Source organism: Synechococcus sp. PCC 6717 (assembly GCF_022698185.1).
Classification (GTDB): domain Bacteria; phylum Cyanobacteriota; class Cyanobacteriia; order Thermosynechococcales; family Thermosynechococcaceae; genus Thermosynechococcus; species Thermosynechococcus lividus.
In genome coordinates this window covers 109,653-127,677 of record NZ_JAKLTV010000002.1, presented here as the reverse complement: position 1 = coordinate 127,677, position 18,025 = coordinate 109,653, and the positions used below count along the sequence as shown (strand labels likewise).

The window sequence follows — 18,025 nt, the reverse complement described above, 5'->3', positions numbered from 1 at the left end:
TGTCGTCCCTTAGGGAGTCACCGTTGAGTTTTGGAATTGCTCCCGCTGCCGCTGCCGAAACGCTTCGGCTTCAGAGCTAAGATTTTCCATTTGATCTGCAGCAATTTCGTTGGGATCGCGGCCATCGAGCAGCCGCAGCCGATTCATTAAGCCCGGCACCGAAAAATTGGAGTTTTGACTGGGGTTGAGGATAGAGTTGAGGTCTCCACTCCCCGAGTCATTTTGCTGCCAACCGTCCATGGGGTTGTTGGTGGGCCGGATCTGAGCCATAACAACACCACACACACTCAAGCTGAGCAACGCAAGGGCGCAACTGGTAAAAAGGTGACGCTTCATGTATAGTACTCCTCACGATCCATGTAAGCGGGTGACGACGGGCAGAGCATTCAGGTGCCAGAACGCATCCAAGGGCTGTTGAGGATGGCACTGAAGAAATGCTGCAATTATAGCAAGTTCTTGGCCTAGGGATTACAAAAGTAGCACTGACTTGGGTCGGCCAGAGGTTCTTGAGTCGGGACGCTGAGGACGTGAGCGCAGCGTTGGCAGCGGTAGCGGACTGCTTTGGTCTGGCTAGTTGGTGCACCACACAGGGCGCAGGGGCGACCGGGGATAGTTTCTGTTGCGACAAAGCCGGGCAGACCACACTGGGGGCAACCCTGTTGCATGGCCTTGACCAGTTCAGCGGTGGCGCTGGCAATCACGCCCATGCGGGTTGGGTTCATGTGGGCGCGCATATCGGTTTCTAGGTGGAGGCGGCCATCCGGGCTATGCGGGTGTAGCGCCGCGATCGCTGCTTCAAGTTCCTCCACAGTTTTAATGCCCTTAAAAATCGGCGTATTCGGTATTGGGTCAGAGCTGACCATGGCAATTAAGCCATGGCTGGGAAACCCCACCGTTTTGGCAAAGGTTAAGGCATCAGACAGGCTGCGGATGGTGGCATGGCTAAAGTTAGTGTCTAGGGAGATGACCTCCCCCCACAACTTTAGATCGTGGAGACGATCCACAAGCAGCACCAGCTCGCGATCGCCCGGGACTAAGGGACACTGGGGATGGGGGCCAAAACTCCCCTCACTGGCGATCGCCAAATCAGCCCCCGTTTCAGATAGCACCAAGTTGGCTTTTGCTTCAGCAGCCTCCTCTTGAGTACCGCAGCGGGGGCGATCGCGGCTAAAGGTGCCAAACTGATCCGTATCAATGGCGGCTGCCACCTCGACTTGGATTCCCAGTGCCGCAAGCGCTGGGGCAATCACCTGCTCCTTGCCATGCTTTGTGGCTAGAATGGCGGTTCGTCCGTGAAAGTAAGCGGTTGTGTCCTTAAACATCACCACCCAAGTACGCCTCAATGACCTTGGGATCATTTTTAACCCGGAGGGGGTCACCTAGGGCAATCAGTTGACCAAAATCCAGCACGGCGATGCGATCGCAGAGATTCATCACTAAGGGAACATGGTGCTCAATTACGATCACCGTTAACTGAAATGCCTCGTGCAGACGGTCAATCAATTCGCACAGTGCTTGCTTTTCAGCCGGATTCAYCCCCGCCGCTGGTTCATCCAGCAACAGTACCTTCGGTTGCAAGGCCAGAGCACGAGCAATTTCAAGGCGGCGCTGCTCTCCGTAGGGTAAATTGCCGGCCAATTCATCGCGGCGATCGTAGAGACCCAGCCAGTATAAAAGCTCAGTGGCGCGATCGGCCAAGCGGCGCTGCTGTTGTTGCACCGCAGGAGTGTTCAGCAGATTGGCCCAAAACTGCGTTGAGCCGTGGCGATGCTGCCCCAGCCGCACATTCTGCCACACCGTCATCTCCTTAAACAGGCGAATATTCTGAAACGTACGGGCAATCCCCAAGGCGGCAATCTGGTGGGGGGGCGCATGGGTCAACCGCTGCTGCTGAAAGTAGATGTCGCCACTAGTGAGGGGAATCAGCCCCGTGAGCAGATTAAAGAGGGTGGTTTTGCCCGCACCATTGGGGCCAATAATGCCAAAAATTTCCCCCTCTTCAACCGTCAGCGATACCCGATCCACGGCCTTCAGGCCACCAAAGGTACGGCTGACCTCTCTAAGGGTCAGGACGGCTGCCCCACTCATGGCTGCGGCGGTGTTTTTTCAAAGGCTTGGTAGGCTAAGCGCGACACTTGACGGATCAGCTCACTACCTTGGGGGTCATTGTAGGGGCGCTTGACCATCATGGCGGCAACATAGCGTTGACCGTTGGGCATATCCACCATGCCAGCATCCCCCACGACGGTGCCAATGTCACCTGTTTTATGGGCAATGGTGGCACCTGGGCCAATGCCAGCCGGTAGCAGCGTGTTGGTAACCGTGCGGCGCATAATATCGAGGAGGCGATCGCGACTGCGGGGAGAGACCAGTTCCCCTTGGCCAATCTTCAGCATTAGGGTAGCTAAATCCCGAGGGCTGGTGGTGTTGGTGCCCTCCATATCCGGCAGCAGATTATTGATCACTGTATTCTTTAAGCCCCACTCCTGAAACTGTTGGTTGAGCACGGCGGCACCCCCTAGGCGATCGATCAGCATATTGGTGGCGGTGTTGTCACTGATGGTAATCATCAAGTCGGCCACTTCTAGGGCTGGATACTGGGAGTTGGGTTTTTGGTACTGTAAGGTTCCTGCCTCCGGCGCAATTAAATCGGGTCGCATGGTCAGGCGCTCACTCAGGCTAATGCGGTTCTCATCCACTGCTTTGAAAAAGGCCACCAGAATTGGAATCTTAATGGTTGAGGCGGCAGGAAAGACATCGTCACCACCGACGTTCAGTGCTGCACCGGAGTCAAGGTTGAAAAAGTACAACCCAGCACTGAGTTTGGGTTGACGGGTCACTAACTGCTGAATCTTTTGCTGCAAATTCCCTAAGGGGCGCTCCGGCGGTAGATCAGCGTTGGTCACATCGGGGGCGATCGCCTGCGCAGCAACCGTGTCTAAGGAGAGTTCCCGCGGTTGCAGGATGGACAGCAGCGTGCCAACAATAGCCGCAAGGGCAACGACGCTCACCCCAAAGCGAAAGCTGATCAGCAATAGGTTAGGGCGAGGATGGGGTGGCGACGACGGTGCAGAAGTATAACGGGGGAGTGAGGAAAGGTTAGACTGTTGAACCATCGATCGATACCGTGCAACCATGCCACTACTGTAAAGGGAATGTGTCTGATTTTGTGGGGGAAGGCTGACCAATCGCCCATTCCAATTGCCGTACCATCCCCCGCAGCAGAGCCACTTCTGCCTCTGTTGGGTAAGCACGGCCCAGGAGCGATCGCACCTTTTCCATGCGACGGGCTGCCGTATGGGGGTACAAAAAACCAACCCTGAGCAATAGCTGCTCTAAGTGGTCGTAGAACCCTTGCAACCGCTCAAATGTGACGGCAGACTCCTGATCGGAAGTTCCCGCTGGGTTGCTGGCAGCGCACCACAATTCATAGCAACATACGGCCACAGCCTGGGCCAGATTCAAAGATGGGTAGAGGGTTGCTGTGGGAATGCGAATGAGTCCTTGGGCTAAGGCGAGTTCCTGATTCGTTAAGCCGCGATCCTCGCGACCAAAGATGAGCGCAGCGGTACCGGTACCTAACAGTTGCGGTGCGCCCTCGCGCGGTGGCCAGCAGGGAAGGGCTAAATCGGCAACATCACGGCCAACGGTAGCAAAAATCCGCTGGCACCCTTTTAAGGCAGTGTCTAGGCGATCGGTAATCGTAGCTTGGGTGAGCACCTCTTTTCCATGCACTGCCCAGCGATAGGCCAGCTCACTGTGGGGGCAGCAGCGGGGACTCACAATCCATAACTGCTGTAACCCCATATTTTTCATTACCCGAGCTACGCTGCCGATATTGATATCACCGTTGGGTTCGACAAGAACAATGCGCACCCCAGCAAGCCGCTGGACAGCAGAAGAGTTCAACAAAATATTGCTTCCCTTGGCATCGATTTTTACCAAGCAGCGCCGTAAAGACCTGCCCTTTAGGGCGGGGATATAAGGCGCTTTTGCTTTGATGAAAGACTTGCACGCAAAGCGAGATCGTGGTACACCGCCATTATAGCGGGAGGGTAGTCAACCGCTCTAAAAACCCAACAGTCAAACGACTGAATACAACCTCAATAGGTTTGTGTTTGTTTGCAACGAAGCCCACGACGTGGGCTACGGTACCTTAGGGCATAAGGGAACCGCTCCGAAAGGAGGAACGGTTGGGGAGAGATGTACCTCTGCTTTAGAGGGGCAACCTGATGAAGTAAGTGCGCTCGTGGAACCAAGAACAAGAATCCTCAGCCTTTAGGCTGGGGAGTATGTCAAAATCCTGATGGTACACGGACAGCGAGGCCGACTGTCTTAGTCTTTTGCGAGCCACATTCAGCAACACTCCACTAGAACACCGAGAATGTCCCCAAATTAGCTACAATGGGTTCTTGTTCACTAGAGCCTTGCAATCCTATGGCAGAAGAAATTTTTAACACCGCAGTCATTTCCTTCACCCTTGTTCTTGTCGGCCTAGGGGCGGGCTACCTGCTACTGCGCCTAACCCCCGACGATTAGCTGTTCTAGACGGGAAGCCCCGCGCTGTACGTGCTAGGGTCAGCGTCGGGATGAGAGTCGCGTGAGCCGTAGGCGAACAATTTGATTGATGACATGGCAAAACCATCTAACCGTCTTATCATGGTCGTATTACTGCGATAAAGGTTCATGTTAAGAGCGTCAAGGTTAGACTCTATTCCGCGATTGAACAGCAGACGCATCTAGCTCAAGCGTTCGGTTGCGCGCGATGGGTTTGGAATCAGTCCCTTGCAACACTCTCTCAGACCTACAACGAGACAGGGAAAGGTCTTTCTGCTTACGACATGAAAAAGCAGATTCCGCTCTGGAAGTTGGAGCACCCGTGGCTCAAGGAATGCTACTCGCAATGCCTCCAGTCCGCGGTGCTGAAAATGAAGGCTTGCGGATGTTGGCATTGGGAACCAGTGCTGCTGCCCTTGGAGGCAATGTAAGACCAAAGCGGTATGGGCGAACGTCCACTACGGCAGAGGCGGTTGCCTGTGAAAAGGGAAGCCCACGCTCTATCTGAAGGATGAGCGTTGGGTAGTTCACTTCCTTGCAAGGGTCATACGAGTGATAGTTCATGCGACCAAGGGACGTCTCCTGCCACAGTCAGTTGCCTAGGAACCAAATAGCAGTAGCCATAGGGGTAATAGTGGCACTAACACCAGCAGACTCACCATGATCAGACTCGCGGCAAACGGGCGGTCTAAACGATAGACATCTGCCAGCACAAGGGTCATAAAGGCAGGGGGCATACCCGCTTGCAAGACGATCCCCAAACGAGGTAAACCATTAACCCCTACAAGGGTCAGCCCTATCCCTAACAGTAGGGGCACCAGAAACATCTTGATACTTAAACAGGGAATAATACGCCGCCAGTCCATGTGTAGGTTTGTTTCCCCAAGGCACATTCCCATATAGACCAGTCCCGCCAAAACCATGAGCCACGCCACGGCCAGCAGTCCTTGATGGGCGATCGCCAGTAAGGGATACTCCCGTAGCGCCAACCCCAACCCCACACACCAAAGCGTTGGATTGCGGCCAATATGCCAAAGCAGCTTCGGCACGGACACATGCGTTTGACCAAAGCTAGCGGCCAAGCCAATACCGGCACTGTAAGAAATTAGCAAAGAACCCATCAGATCGTAAAATAAAGCCCAACTAAAATGACTGCTCCCCAGTAGTTGCCATGTAATTGGATAACCAATAAAACCGGTATTACCGACCATCGTTGCCAACAGAAAACTGCCTGACCCTTGGCGAGTGTGGCAGGGGTGCCACCGTAACCATAGCCACGCCAGCCCAACACCTAGACCCATCCCTGCCCATGCCATTAAGGGAGCCAAGCTACTACTTCCGGTCAATGGGGTTGTGAGAATGAAACTTAAGGCACAGAGGGGAGCACCCACCCAAAACAACCCTTGAGCCAGCCAACCTGTTGTTGTGGCAGGCATAAACCGCACACCGATGTAGCCCACCCCCATGCAGAAGAAAATCAAGCCATAGAGTTGGGCAAGGGTAGGTAACAAGACTGAATCGACTATAGCCTAAAGGTCGCGCTATAATTAAAGAATAACTATAATACCAAATTTAGAATGACCGGTTCTGCCGAGCGGCCTGTTAATTCCTTAGATGCCCATGGTTTTCTGAACCGCTATGCCCCCGCAATTATTAACCAAAAGAAAGCGGCGGAACTGATCAAGGAGTATGCTACTGGTCGTCGTGACTTTCGCCGCTACGATCTACGGGGGGTGACCCTCGAGGATGTCAACCTTTCAGGGATTGATCTGAGCGGAGCAGATTTATCTACTGCTAGTTTGACTAATGTTGACCTGAGTGATGCAAAACTCATTGAAGCAAAATTGATTAATGCTGAGCTAACAAATGTCCAATTGCGGCAAGCCAACCTCAGCCGTGCCAGTTTCAGAGGGGCAACCCTAACCCATACCTCCCTATTAACCGCCACCCTGCGAGGTACTGTGCTGCCGAATGGTCGCACCTCAGGGTAAGCCTCTAGGCAAGGCTCCACAAACCAACTTTAAGCAAGGTTTTTTGCTAGAAGTGTGTGGTACGCATCAAGCATATACTGAAACCCGTCATAGGGAACTAGCCGCAAAAGGAGTTGCCCTAGGGGCGATCGGGGGCTAAACTAGTAGCAACTGTTACCTTAAATCTACGGACGCCGACCTACCATGAGTGCTAAGCCCGTTGTGATTGCGCCCTCAATTCTATCTGCTGACTTTAGCCGTTTGGGCGAAGAAATTGAAGCCGTCGATCGCGCGGGTGCCGACTGGATTCATGTGGATGTGATGGACGGTCGCTTTGTTCCGAATATTACCATTGGGCCGTTAATTGTCGAAGCAATTCGTCCCCTCACCCAGAAGCCCCTCGATGTGCACTTGATGATTGTTGAGCCGGAAAAATACGTGGCTGACTTTGCCAAGGCCGGTGCTGACATTATCTCTGTGCACGCAGAGCACAACGCTTCGCCCCACTTGCACCGCACCCTGTGCCAAATTCGTGAATTAGGTAAGCAAGCTGGGGTGGTTCTCAATCCCTCTAGCCCGCTAGACCTCATTGAGTATGTCCTTGAGGTGTGCGATCTCATCTTGATTATGAGTGTGAACCCAGGGTTTGGCGGCCAGAAGTTTATTCCAGCGGTTCTGCCGAAAATTCAACGGTTGCGGCAAATGTGTGAAGACCGGGGCTTAGATCCATGGATTGAGGTCGATGGCGGTCTGAAGGTTGATAATACATGGCAGGTGCTAGAGGCGGGAGCCAATGCCATTGTGGCAGGTTCAGCCGTGTTTAATGCTCCAGATTATGCGGCGGCGATCGCCGGCATTCGCAATAGCAAACGTCCTAGCCTTGAAAATATTCCAGTACTGCAGTGACATACTCCCGACTCCGACCGCACAGCGGTGCGGACTCTAAGCCATGCTCATCGGCGAATTTGAACATTTTACAGAGCTACTGGTCAACTACACAGATGATCTGATTTGTCTGCACGAACCCAACGGCTGCTATCTCTACGTTACGCCCTCCAGTGAACGGCTCTTGGGGTATCGTCCCGATGAACTCGTTGGTCAAAGTCCTTACCGGTTTTTCCATCCCGATGACGTGGAGCGCATTCGCAGTGGTGCCCATGCCTTGGCGCTGCAGGGGACAACAGAGCTAGTTGAGACCTACCGGATGCGCAAAAAAAATGGCTCCTACATCTGGCTTGAAACCCTGACTCATCCCATCTGCGATGAACAGGGAACACCCCTATTTTTGGTGACAACCTCCCGAGATGTGAGCCGCCGCAAGCAACTGGAACTCCAACTGCAAAGGAATCAGGAACTTCTTGAAACCTTTTTTGAGCAATCCCTCGAAGCCTGCTTTTTTATGATGCTGGATCAGCCCGTGCGCTGGGATGACACGGTGGACAAAGAGGCCATCCTTGAGTACGTCTTTGACCATCAACGCATTACGAAGGTGAATGCTGCTCTGGCTCAGCAATACCGCTGCTCTGAAGACCAACTGATTGGCTTGACCCCCCGTGACTGCTTTGGCCACGATCTGGAACTGGGAAAACGCCTGTGGCGTGCTTTGTTTGACTTGGGCAACTTCCACGCGGAGCTGGAGCTGTTTCGTCAGGATGGCTCATCCTTTTGGATTGAGGGGAATTATGTCTGTCTGTACAACGAACGGCAGGAAATTACGGGTCATTTTGCGGTGCAGCGGGACATTAGCGATCGCGTCCGGATGCAGGCGGAGCTAGCTCAAAAAACGGCGGAACTGGAATACTTCTTTAGTTCGTCGCTGGAACTATTTATGATTGCTGATACCGAGGGACGATTGCGGCGAGTCAATCACCACTGGTACACGCATCTGGGCTATGGCTTGAATACACTGCTGGGAGCTAGTTTTGAGCAGTTTATTCACCCCGCGGATCGCCCAAGGCACCGTGCTGTCGTGGCACAACTGTTGCAGGGAGAGTCTGTTTCTAAGCATCTTATTCGCCTGCGTACCGAGCAGGGGGAATATCGCTGGTATGAATGGGAAGGGGTATTGGGGCAACATCGCCTCTATGCTGCGGCGCGGGATGTGACGGAGGAACGCCAGTTTAACGATCGCCTGCAAGCGGCCTATAACCAACTCACCGATATTCTCGAAAGTATGTCGGATTACTTTTTTGAGGTGGATCACGACTTCCGCATCATCTACGTCAATGGTCGCTTTTGCCGTCTGCTGGCCAAGTCAGCGTCAGAGATTCTGGGGCAGTCTCTGTGGCAGGTGTGTCCCGATTGCCTGAATACACTTGTTGAAGAGCACTATCGTACTGCTGTGCGCCAGCAAACCCCCGTGCAGTTTGAGGCCTTCTACAGCAGTCTGAACCAGTGGCATATGGTGCGCGCCTTTCCTACCCGTCGGGGTCTGGCCGTCTTTCTTCAAGATATTACAACCCAAGTGACCTCCAGCCTCTCGCTACAACGGCGACAAACCCAAGCCGAGCTATTGCACCGCCTCACCCTGAAAATCCGCCAATCCCTTGATTTAGACACTGTACTCACGACTGCTCTGGCCGAAATCCGCGAATTACTGCGCATTGACCGCACGCTGATCTTTCAGTTTCACGCTGATGGCAGTGGCACCGTGGTGGCCGAATCGGTAGCCAAGCCAGAGTTTTCTTTGCACAACTGCGCCTTTCACGATCCCTGTTTTCACAAGAGCCACGCCCAGGCGTATCTAGAGGGACGTGTACTGGCGATCGCCGACATCGACACCGCCACCCTCACCCCCTGTCACCATGAATTCCTGAAAAGTCTCTCAGTACAGGCCAATTTAGTAGTGCCCATTATTCAGGAAGAGACCCTTTGGGGGCTGCTGCTGTGCCACCATTGCTCGGAGACCCGCCCTTGGGCACTTGATGAAATAGAACTGGTTCGGCAGTTGGGGGAACAGTTGGGGCTGGGGATCCATCGTGCTGAACTGGTGAGCGCCCTGCACCAGGAAAAAGATCGCTACCGCCGGGTGCTCGAGGCACAAACCGAACTCCTCTACCGCTGTACGCCGGCGGGGCGGCTCACCTTTGCCAATCCTGCGTTTTTCCGCTACTTGGCTCGATTTGATCTGAGCTGTGATTTGGGGGACGTGCTCCGCCACCCATTTGCTCCAGAGACTCAGCAGCGCTTTGAACACCACCTTGAGGCACTCACGCCCGATCAGCCCATCAGTACCCTTGAGTGTGCTGTCAACCACACGGATGGTGGGGTGGAATGGTTTGAGTGGACAACTCGGGCGTTTTTTGATAGCCATGGTCAATGCTTAGAGTATCAGTGCGTGGGTCGAGATATTAGTCGCCGTAAGTTAATGGAGGAGCGGTTGATTCATGATGCCCTCCACGATCGCCTTACGGGACTCCCGAACCGCGCCCTACTCAACGATCGCCTATTGCACTGCTGTCGCCAGTACCAACGCCATCGCGATCGCCCCTTTGCAGTCATTTTCATCGACGTGGATCGCTTCAAGCGGGTGAACGATAGCCTAGGGCATGCGGCGGGTGATCAGGTACTTATCACCCTTGCCCAGCGCATGCAAGCCGTCGTGCCGCAAGAGAATACCCTAGCACACCTAAGTGGCGACGAGTTTGTGGTGCTCTGCGAAGACCTTGACCCTAAACAAATGCACACCCAAGTGAACGAGCAGGTGCTGGCTCTGGAGCGGGTGATCCAAGAACCGTTGGTGATTGATGGCCATGTCCTGAGCCTCAGCGCCAGTATTGGTGTAGCGTTTAGCGATCGCGCCGATGCCTCCGCGGCCATGCTGCTGCGGGATGCCGATATCGCTATGTACCACGCCAAAAAACAGGGGCTAGGTCAATACCGGGTCTTTGCGCCGGAAATGCATCTGCAAGCCCAAAGCTGCTTTACCCTTGAAAGTCAACTCCAACAGGCGATCGCCAACAGTGAACTGCAGGTCTATTTCCAGCCCATTGTGCACCTAGACACCGGCAACATTATTGGGCTGGAAGCCCTCAGTCGGTGGTTTGATCCCGAAAAAGGCGAAATTCCAGCGGCAGAGTTCATTACCTTAGCGGAGCAAGCGGGGTTAATTGTTGGCCTTGGCCGTCAGATTCTCGAGCGCGCCATCAGTGAATTTAGCCAGTGGCAGCAGGCAGACCCGCGGCGCCATGCACTCACCCTAGGGGTCAATCTTTCGCCGCAGCAACTGGTTGATCCTGACTTTGTTAAGGATGTTACCCATGCCTTGAGCAAGGCGAACTTAGCGCCGCAACAGTTGCACCTAGAAATTACCGAAACGACGATGATTCGCAATTTAGAAGCAACCCTAGCGGTGGCAGAGCAACTCCAACAGTTAGGGGTAGCGCTCAACATTGATGACTTTGGCACCGGTTACTCATCCCTGAGTCGGCTGCACCAGTTGCCTATTTACGCCCTGAAAATTGACCGCTCCTTTGTCGTGAGTCTTGGACAGACCCCCGCCGCTGCCGACATCATTGGCGCAGTCGTGGCTCTAGGGAAAAGCCTCAACCTAAGAGTCGTTGCCGAAGGGGTGGAAACCCCCGCCCAAGCCGAACAACTGCTGGCTCTGGGGTGCTGCTGTGGTCAAGGCTACGCCTTCTACCCCCCCATGCCCCTAGGTGACATCCCCCAAGTTTGAGTCCCCTCTTGCTATTGGGGTGCACAATTAACCAGTTTGATCAGTTCCAACACAATGGCATCAAGGCCATTGCGCAGCTGAGGGGTTGGGGTTCCGGCTTGATTGAGAACAATGCTAAAGGCCAAGGGCGGATGATGGGGAGGGTCGGCATAACCTGCCAAGGCCACCACGCCCCGCAGGGTGCCGGTTTTTGCCCAGACTCGTCCTTGGGCAGCGGTACCCTGAAAGCGATTGCGTAGGGTGCCTGACGTTGCGGCTAGGGGGAGCGATCGCCGCCAGAGGGGATAATCTGGCCTGCGATAGACCCCTTGCAAAAGGGTCGTTAAGGCGTGCGGGGTCAGCCAGTTTTGGCGCGAGAGCCCGGAGCCATCCACTAAAACCACAGTGCCAAGCCCCTGTTGGTCCAGATACTGTTGGCGATACCCAGAACGCGCCTGCTCAAGGGCAGCGTAAAGCATCTCGGCATAGAAGTTATCGCTATCTTGGTTGATGGGGACAATGAGTTCGCCGATAGGAGGTGAGCCATGGCGCAGCAATACCTCTGGCAGATGATCCGTGGCCTCAATGAGAGTGGTGCCCTCAACGGTGATGCCCGCCGCCTGAAGTGCCTGTTCAATTTGCCCTTGGATGTAGGGAGCTGGCTGGGGGAGGGGCACGCGAATATCGCCCGCGGCACTGCCCACATGCAGTTGACCGCGAATCGTGATCTGGCGATCGCCCACCTCCGCCTCAAGAAACTCTGGCTCACTGGTGGCGACGGTGCGGGTTTGATTCACAAGCTGCCACGAGCGGGCGGCAGTAGGTTGCCGCCATACTAAGGTCAGGGGTTGCCCCAACTGCTGGGGCAACGCATCCACCTCTAGGGCGTTTTGATTCACACTCAAGCGGGTGACCGCTGCTGCGTCGCCCATCTTCAGGTCTTCCAGCGCCCACGTTGGCTCAATCCATGTCTTCTGTGCTCCGGCAATTTCTAGAGTTTGAATGCGTTGCACCCCCTGCTGCGCTAAGGTACGGGCAATTTGCTGTAGGTCTTGGTCACTGAGGCTGGGGTCAAAGCCCCCTTGAACCCGCAACCGCTCAAGCTGGGGCGATCGCCCCGTGGCACTGATCACTGTTTCTAGGCGATAATTTGCGCCCCAATAGGCAAGAGCCGCCGCAGTCGTTGTCAGTTTGACGTTCGAGGCCACTAAAAACAGCTTGTCCGCTTGGTGGCTGTAGAGCACTGCCCCTGTCCCCAACACTTGCACCGCAATCCCCCACTGCCCGGGTTGCCACTGGGGCTGCTGCAGATGGCGCTCAATGGCAGTCCCTAACTCGGCAGGACAGATCGCCCTCGCCAGAGCGGGAGACCCTAGCCCCAGGGCGATCGCGGCAATTAGCCCCCTAGCAAGATACCGGTGCAATGGACACCACGGTATGGGAGCGCACATCCTTGACATAGACGCGATCGCAGCGTTGGGTTTCAACACCACTGGTGGGTTGGTAGCCTGCTTTCTCGTAAAGGTGCACTGCTGTGGTCATCACAGAGGCGGTTTCAATCCAAATGGTGCGATATCCCGCCCCTAGAATGGCCTGCTCGATATGGTGCAGCAAAAACGTGCCTAACCCCTGACCCCGTACCCGTGGATGGAGATACATTTTGCGAATTTCCACCGCCGCCTCCCCGCGCTCAATAGGGTAAAAGGCAATGGTGCCCACAATCTCCTGAGCCTGCTCCACAACCCAAAACTGCCCCCCACGACGCTGGTAGTAGTCTTCAACATGTATGACATCACAGTCCGCACCCTCCGGCTGCCAAGTGAGGCCAAATTCTGTGAGGACGCTTTGGATTAATTGAATCACCGCGGGGCGATCGTCCGACTGCCAGTGCCGCACCCTGCAGCCATTGCCATACTCGAGAAAAAACGGACTCAAGGAACGCTGCCTCCCGCTCAATGTTGAAAGTTTAACGATTCGCCGCAAGGCTCGCAAGTTGGTTTTGCTACAGTTTTACCCCCATCCCGCCAAAAACCAACCTAGTATAGATAGAGATAAGCTGCCTTGAAGGAACTGGGGATGCAAGACTTTGCGGTAGTTATTGTCGGTGGTGGCCTAGCCGGCTGTCGAGCTGCACTGGAAATCTGCCGCCTTGCCCCACATACACCCATTGCCCTTGTGGCTAAAACCCATCCCATCCGCTCCCACTCCGTTGCTGCCCAAGGCGGAATTGCCGCCACCCTCAAAAACGTCGATCATCAAGACTCTTGGGAGAGCCATGCCTTTGATACCGTCAAAGGATCCGATTTTTTAGCGGATCAAGATGCTGTCGCCATCCTAGCCCAAGATGCCCCCGATGTGGTGATTGACCTAGAACACTTGGGGGTGCTCTTTTCACGGCTGCCGGATGGTCGCATCGCCCAGCGCCCCTTTGGCGGCCACAGCCATCAACGCACCTGCTATGCCGCTGACAAAACTGGCCACGCCATTCTCCACGAGTTGTACTGCAACCTGCTGAAGTATAACGTCACCTTTTTTAGCGAGTGGTATGTGCTGCAGCTCATTGTTGAAGATCAGCAAGCCAAGGGGGTGGTGGCCTACCACATTGAAACGGGTCGGCTTGAGGTGCTGCGCGCCAAGGCTATCCTCTTTGCCACCGGCGGCTATGGGCGAGTCTTCAATACCACCTCCAATGACTTTGCCTCAACGGGGGATGGCCTAGCCATGACCGCACGGGCGGGGCTGCCCCTCGAAGATATGGAATTTGTGCAGTTTCATCCCACCGGCTTGTATCCCGCAGGGGTGCTCATTTCCGAAGCTGTGCGCGGCGAAGGCGCCTACCTGATCAATGCGGCGGGAGAGCGTTTTATGGCGCATTATGCCCCTAGCCGCATGGAGCTTGCCCCCCGGGACATTACCTCCCGTGCCATTGCTACTGAAATCCGTCTAGGCCGCGGCATTCACCCCGATGGCACTGCAGGTGGCCCGTTTGTCTATCTAGACCTGCGCCATATGGGACGAGACACGATCATGAGCCGCATTCCCTTCTGCTGGGAGGAAGCCCACCGCCTAGCAGGGGTTGATGCAGTGGTGGAGCCAATTCCCGTGCGTCCCACCGTGCACTATTCCATGGGGGGAATTCCCGTTACCCTCAGGGGGCAAGTGCGAGCCAATGCTGCCACCACTGTCACCGGATTTTATGCAGCGGGGGAATGTGCCTGTGTCTCGGTGCATGGTGCTAACCGCTTGGGCAGTAACTCCTTACTGGAATGCGTGGTTTATGGGCGGCGTACCGGTGCCGCCATCGCCACGGATTTAGCCCATCTGGCTTGGCCAGACCTCAATCCCCAGCCCTATCGTCAGGCAGCCGAACAACACCTTGAGCAACTGTTTGCTCAGCAAGGAGACTTGCGCATTGCCCACCTCCGGCAGCAGGTGCAAGACTGCATGACCAACTATTGCGGTGTGTTCCGAACAGCAGAATTGATGCAACAAGGCTTGCAAGAATTACAGACATTAAAATCTCGCTATCAGCAGATCCGTTTAGGAGATCACAGCCGGTATTGGAACACCGAACTCCTTGAAGCCCTAGAACTGGCGAACCTGCTGGTGGTTGCCGAGATTATTTTAGCGGGTGCCTTAGCCCGCCAAGAAAGCCGCGGTGCCCACTTCCGCGAGGACTATCCCCAGCGAGATGACACTAACTTTTTGCGCCACACGTTGGCTTTCTATCGCCCGGATGGTGTTGCCATTGATTACTTCCCCGTTACGATGACGCTATTTGCCCCCCAAGAACGGACGTACTAAGGACGTTAGCTATAGGTATGAGTTCGGAACGCCGCCCCCTGACTCCCGCTCTGAAGCGTGTTGTTGTTGGCATTGGCTTTTTTTTATTGACGATGGCTGTGGCGGTGATTGGGTATATCAGTTTTGGCTGGAACTGGCTGGATGCGTTTTATATGTACGTAATCACCGTTTTTGGGGTAGGCTACGGGGAGGTGCGCCCCCTCATCACCCCAGAGCAGCGCATCTTTAACATGGTTGTGATTGTGGCGGGCAGTGCCTCAGCTATCTATACTGTCGGTGCAATTCTGCAAATGTTTACTGAGGGTGAAATCAAGCGTCTCTTGGATGTGCAGCGGGCGGCGCGGGACATTAGCAAGCTCAATCGCCATGTGATTGTTTGCGGGTTTGGTCGTATTGGTCAGGTGATGGCTCAAGAACTCACCCAGGCCAAAACTCCCTTTGTGATTTTAGATGTGGATGAGCAACGCATTAGTTTGGCAGAGAAGCTGGGCTATTTGGCCTACCTTGGCAGTGCTACGGAAGAAGCGGCCTTGCGGGTGGTGGGAATTGACCGGGCGATCGCCCTTGCTACGGTGCTGCCCAACGATACGATGAATGTGTTTATTACCTTAACGGCACGGCATATTAACGCCGAATTGCTGATTCTCTCGCGGGCCAATCTACCGGCAACGGAGGCAAAGCTACGCATGGCCGGTGCTGATCATGTGGTGCTACCCACTCGCATTGGTGCGACCCAAATGGCTAACCTCATTCGTCGCCCGCGGGGGATTGATTTCCTCGAACAAACCAGCGATCGCCAAGGACTAAACCAACTCTTAAACCAAATTGATGTCCAATTGGCCGAACTAGACATTACCCCTGAGTATCCCTATGTGGGGTGGCGGCTAGCCAGTTTAGAGGTGCGCGGTCAAGGGGAGTTTATTATTATCGGTTTGCGTAAACGGAGCGGCCAGTTGTTTCCGGTACGTGTCAATCCCATCATGGAAGTGGGAGATACCCTAATTTTGCTCGGTCACTCCCATGACACACCTAAACTAGTGCGCGAAGTTAGCTCTCGTGGGCAAGTGCAGTATCGGGGGGCACGGGGTTAACGATGGCACCCCCGGAACTGCGGAATCACGTCATTATTTGTGGTTACGGCTTTCTTGGTCGCAGTTTAGCCGCCGACTTAACCAGTGCTAGGCTGCCGTTTATTGTCATTGATAACCAGCGGGAGCACGTCCGTCTGGCGCAACAGATGGGGCATCCTCTCTACCGTGGCGATGACTTGATGGATGAGAACGAGTTGCTAGCGGTGGGCATTGAACAGGCGCAAACCTTAGTGGCGGTGCTTCCCGATGATGCCAGTAATGTGTTTATTACCCTCACGGCTCGCCGCCTCAACCATAAGCTGCAAATTTTAGCGCGGGGTGACTTACCGGCCACAGAATCAAAACTGCGCTTTGCTGGGGCAGATCACATCGGGTATGGCTGGAAGCCCCGTACTTCAGTGCGGGGAGGAAAGCTCCTTTAGCAACTTTAGTTGCCTTAGGTTATAATTGTACTGCGGACACCAGAAACGGTTGTTTAAGGCACTGGTAACGGTCGATTGGGGGTGTTGTAAACCACCCCAGAGGCTCGTGGTTGGCTTGCTAACTGCAGGGCTACTAAAAGCTCCCTGCTTTAGCTGGGAGTAGTTTACGCTCATATCCATCACCCTGAAGCGGATTCTCATCACCAACAGGTGCACACCCACTTCGGCAAAACGCACTCGTCCCACGCTGACTACAACCTGCGAGCTGCGTATATCCATGTTCTGGCAGATGCGTTAACCTCAGTGCTAGCGATCGCTGCCCTATTGGCTGCTAAGGTTGCTGGGTGGACTTGGCTCGATCCACTGATGGGAATCCTTGGCGCACTGGTCATTACCCGATGGGCCTATGGTTTAGTTCGCGAAACAGCACCTATTTTGTTAGATAGTGCAACCGATAACAGCCTGCGACTACGCATTATCCATGCCATCGAAGCCGATGCGGATAACCGCGTTGTCGATTTGCATGTTTGGCATGTAAGTCCTATGCATCTGGCTGCGGCTCTTTCCTTAGTGACTCACACTCCCCAGCCGCCGGAACATTACAAAAATCTTCTGCGGCACCTTCCTGCCCTCACTCATGTGACTGTAGAAGTCAATCCCTGCTTGAGCCTCTACTTGGAGTGTTGTGAATGCACCGGCTCATGACGCTATGCGTACAAGAGCAGCTTACCTATCCCATAGCAGAAACAGGGCAACAGGCATGCTCTGCTTGCCCGTCTGGAACGTTGCCAAGTGGAGTTGTGCTTGCTTCGTGTTACCTGCCCAGAACCGTCAAACGCCCATGATGAAGTTCCTCTAGGATAGACCAAGTGGATGGAGAGTAGGGAACTCGAATCCCTGACCTTCGCGGTGCGATCGCGACGCTCTACCAACTGAGCTAACTCCCCTTCAGTATTCCTAATATACGGTAAATGAGGCAACAATTGCCTTAAATTGGTCTTCAACCTTCGGCCAGCGCTCCTCTGGCGCAGAGACGCTGAGGGTATAAACGTTACCTCGGCTCAGGGTAATACTCGAGAGGTTATGGCGCTGCCGTGCGGTTTGAGCGTCTCCCGGCAAGGTGACGGCATACTCAAGGATGTAGTAGGTTTTGCCATCAGCTTTCTGAGAACTGGCGCCAATGAGGGCAGAACTGCGCCCGCTTTCGCTGGGGGCAATGATGTTGCGCAAGAGACGATCGCCTACCTCTTCCGGGGAACCCAAGTCTTCAAGGGATTGAGTGCTAGAGACACTGTTGACCACAACACTCACATTTTCTGTCGTTTGAATAATATCGTGGAAAACCACGTCTGCCGGACCATCCACCTGTACCTGTACCCATCCCCGCGGATAGAGGAATTCATAGCCGTCATAGCTATCGACAAAGGCTTGCAGACCACTGGTGGCGCTACACCCGGTCAAAAGCACCACAACGATCGCCACCACCGTGGCAAGAAAACGCTGTACCATAACATCCTTCTGCTG

At 54.5% G+C, this 18,025-nt stretch carries 18 protein-coding genes and 1 tRNA gene; 9 read left to right on the top strand and 10 right to left on the bottom strand.

The annotated features are described in order from the left end of the window. Positions 1 to 9 precede the first annotated feature (9 nt). The 5 genes from L5470_RS03180 to L5470_RS03160 all read right to left on the bottom strand — a co-directional run bounded on the left by L5470_RS03180 (position 10) and on the right by L5470_RS03160 (position 3,912). Positions 10 to 336 carry a hypothetical protein gene (locus L5470_RS03180; protein ID WP_499498110.1) on the bottom strand — a complete coding sequence of 109 codons (327 nt, stop codon included), beginning with the start codon at positions 334 to 336 and terminating at the stop codon, positions 10 to 12. Between the two features lie 125 nt (positions 337 to 461). After that, positions 462 to 1,322 carry a DUF6671 family protein gene (locus L5470_RS03175; RefSeq protein ID WP_099799529.1) on the bottom strand — a complete coding sequence of 287 codons (861 nt, stop codon included), beginning with the start codon at positions 1,320 to 1,322 and terminating at the stop codon, positions 462 to 464. Beyond that, a complete protein-coding gene (locus tag L5470_RS03170; protein ID WP_499498108.1) occupies positions 1,315 to 2,088 on the bottom strand; it encodes an ABC transporter ATP-binding protein in 774 nt (257 codons plus the stop codon). The genes L5470_RS03175 and L5470_RS03170 overlap by 8 nt, the downstream gene beginning before the upstream one ends. Beyond that, positions 2,085 to 3,137 (bottom strand): serine hydrolase, encoded by a 1,053-nt coding sequence (locus L5470_RS03165; RefSeq protein ID WP_499498106.1) that lies wholly within the window; start codon positions 3,135 to 3,137, stop codon positions 2,085 to 2,087. The genes L5470_RS03170 and L5470_RS03165 overlap by 4 nt, the downstream gene beginning before the upstream one ends. Before the next feature lie 4 nt (positions 3,138 to 3,141). Then, complete coding sequence (locus L5470_RS03160) at positions 3,142 to 3,912, bottom strand: RNA methyltransferase (RefSeq protein ID WP_499498104.1); 771 nt, start codon at positions 3,910 to 3,912, stop codon at positions 3,142 to 3,144. Between the two features lie 525 nt (positions 3,913 to 4,437). Between L5470_RS03160 and petM the strand changes: the two genes are divergently transcribed. Both petM and L5470_RS03150 read left to right on the top strand, forming a co-directional pair. After that, the gene (gene petM / locus L5470_RS03155; protein WP_099799527.1) at positions 4,438 to 4,539 is read left to right on the top strand and encodes a cytochrome b6-f complex subunit PetM; all 102 of its coding nucleotides are present in this window, start codon (positions 4,438 to 4,440) and stop codon (positions 4,537 to 4,539) included. A gap of 128 nt (positions 4,540 to 4,667) precedes the next feature. Then, complete coding sequence (locus L5470_RS03150) at positions 4,668 to 4,988, top strand: helix-turn-helix domain-containing protein (protein ID WP_499498330.1); 321 nt, start codon at positions 4,668 to 4,670, stop codon at positions 4,986 to 4,988. Between the two features lie 168 nt (positions 4,989 to 5,156). Here L5470_RS03150 and L5470_RS03145 read toward each other — a convergent pair whose 3' ends face one another. Continuing rightward, positions 5,157 to 6,068 (bottom strand): AEC family transporter, encoded by a 912-nt coding sequence (locus L5470_RS03145; protein WP_499498102.1) that lies wholly within the window; start codon positions 6,066 to 6,068, stop codon positions 5,157 to 5,159. A gap of 66 nt (positions 6,069 to 6,134) precedes the next feature. On the opposite strand from L5470_RS03145, the gene L5470_RS03140 reads away from it, so the two are divergent. From L5470_RS03140 to secC, 3 genes are all read left to right on the top strand, one after another. Beyond that, positions 6,135 to 6,548 (top strand): pentapeptide repeat-containing protein, encoded by a 414-nt coding sequence (locus L5470_RS03140; protein WP_448514441.1) that lies wholly within the window; start codon positions 6,135 to 6,137, stop codon positions 6,546 to 6,548. Positions 6,549 to 6,731: 183 nt separating this feature from the next. After that, positions 6,732 to 7,433 (top strand): ribulose-phosphate 3-epimerase, encoded by a 702-nt coding sequence (rpe, locus tag L5470_RS03135; RefSeq protein ID WP_099799524.1) that lies wholly within the window; start codon positions 6,732 to 6,734, stop codon positions 7,431 to 7,433. Positions 7,434 to 7,476: 43 nt separating this feature from the next. Continuing rightward, positions 7,477 to 11,205 (top strand): diguanylate cyclase/phosphodiesterase SesC, encoded by a 3,729-nt coding sequence (gene secC / locus L5470_RS03130; protein ID WP_499498099.1) that lies wholly within the window; start codon positions 7,477 to 7,479, stop codon positions 11,203 to 11,205. A gap of 11 nt (positions 11,206 to 11,216) precedes the next feature. Here secC and dacB read toward each other — a convergent pair whose 3' ends face one another. Together dacB and L5470_RS03120 are read right to left on the bottom strand one after the other, a co-directional pair. Continuing rightward, positions 11,217 to 12,608, bottom strand: a complete 1,392-nt coding sequence (gene dacB, locus L5470_RS03125; RefSeq protein ID WP_499498097.1) for a D-alanyl-D-alanine carboxypeptidase/D-alanyl-D-alanine endopeptidase — start codon at positions 12,606 to 12,608, stop codon at positions 11,217 to 11,219. Next, positions 12,589 to 13,119 carry a GNAT family N-acetyltransferase gene (locus tag L5470_RS03120; RefSeq protein ID WP_499498095.1) on the bottom strand — a complete coding sequence of 177 codons (531 nt, stop codon included), beginning with the start codon at positions 13,117 to 13,119 and terminating at the stop codon, positions 12,589 to 12,591. The genes dacB and L5470_RS03120 overlap by 20 nt, the downstream gene beginning before the upstream one ends. Before the next feature lie 141 nt (positions 13,120 to 13,260). On the opposite strand from L5470_RS03120, the gene L5470_RS03115 reads away from it, so the two are divergent. The 4 genes from L5470_RS03115 (at position 13,261) to L5470_RS03100 (ending at position 17,206) form a co-directional block, all read left to right on the top strand. Further along, a complete protein-coding gene (locus tag L5470_RS03115; RefSeq protein ID WP_499498093.1) occupies positions 13,261 to 14,988 on the top strand; it encodes a succinate dehydrogenase/fumarate reductase flavoprotein subunit in 1,728 nt (575 codons plus the stop codon). Between the two features lie 17 nt (positions 14,989 to 15,005). Further along, on the top strand, positions 15,006 to 16,079 hold the full coding sequence (locus L5470_RS03110) for a potassium channel family protein (RefSeq protein WP_499498091.1): 1,074 nt from the start codon (positions 15,006 to 15,008) through the stop codon (positions 16,077 to 16,079). 2 nt (positions 16,080 to 16,081) lie between these two features. Then, positions 16,082 to 16,501, top strand: coding sequence for an NAD(P)-binding protein (locus tag L5470_RS03105; protein WP_499498089.1), 420 nt, complete (start codon positions 16,082 to 16,084; stop codon positions 16,499 to 16,501). A gap of 210 nt (positions 16,502 to 16,711) precedes the next feature. Next, positions 16,712 to 17,206, top strand: coding sequence for a cation diffusion facilitator family transporter (locus L5470_RS03100; RefSeq protein WP_499498088.1), 495 nt, complete (start codon positions 16,712 to 16,714; stop codon positions 17,204 to 17,206). A 169-nt stretch (positions 17,207 to 17,375) separates the two neighbouring features. Here L5470_RS03100 and L5470_RS03095 read toward each other — a convergent pair. Next, positions 17,376 to 17,448 (bottom strand) — tRNA-Ala (locus tag L5470_RS03095). A gap of 10 nt (positions 17,449 to 17,458) precedes the next feature. After that, positions 17,459 to 18,010 carry a photosystem II reaction center PsbP gene (gene psbP / locus L5470_RS03090; RefSeq protein WP_099799398.1) on the bottom strand — a complete coding sequence of 184 codons (552 nt, stop codon included), beginning with the start codon at positions 18,008 to 18,010 and terminating at the stop codon, positions 17,459 to 17,461. Between the last annotated feature and the right edge of the window lie 15 nt (positions 18,011 to 18,025).